This is a genomic window from Micromonospora sp. DT4 (genome assembly GCF_049841675.1).
Lineage (GTDB): Bacteria > Actinomycetota > Actinomycetes > Mycobacteriales > Micromonosporaceae > Micromonospora.
This window is the reverse complement of sequence record NZ_JBNCKT010000387.1, coordinates 1-483: the sequence shown is the minus strand read 5'-3', so window position 1 is coordinate 483 and position 483 is coordinate 1. Positions and strand designations below refer to the sequence as shown.

Below are 483 nucleotides of genomic sequence, written 5' to 3'. Positions count from 1 at the left end.
TTCACCGTCCACCTGCACGTCACCACCGACTGGGACCTCGCCCGCCAACTCGGCGTCCCCAAACCGGTCGTGGCCGCGGCGATCGACCTCAACGCCGACCTCGCCGCCGGCAAGACCGTGTGGGCGCCGCAGCTGCGCGAACTGCTCGGCTTCGTGAAGGTCCGCGGCCACCTGGGCATGACCGCTGCCCTTGCCAACCTGGCCGGCATCGCCCCCGAGGACGCCCGAGACGACGTCACCGCCGCCCTGTCCCGGCACACCGGCACGCCCATCACCGCGCTCGCTCTCGGCAAGCGCTGACTCCATTCACCTCAGATTTCCTGGAAGGAGCCAATCCGTGTCACACCCCAGCACCCACCTACAGCAGGGCGCACCGCCGACGCCAGCCGGCGCCAGCGACTGGCATGCCTGGTCCGCGGCGTGGACCCAGCACGTCCCGCTGCTGACCGGCCGTACCGACCTCACCGTCCTCGTCGCCCCCGG

General features: G+C 71.4%; 1 pseudogene. It reads left to right on the top strand.

What is annotated here, in order from left to right:
• Positions 1-300 (top strand): annotated as a pseudogene (locus ACLQ24_RS30235) (AAA family ATPase); the annotation flags it as partial.
• Positions 301-483 lie beyond the last annotated feature (183 nt).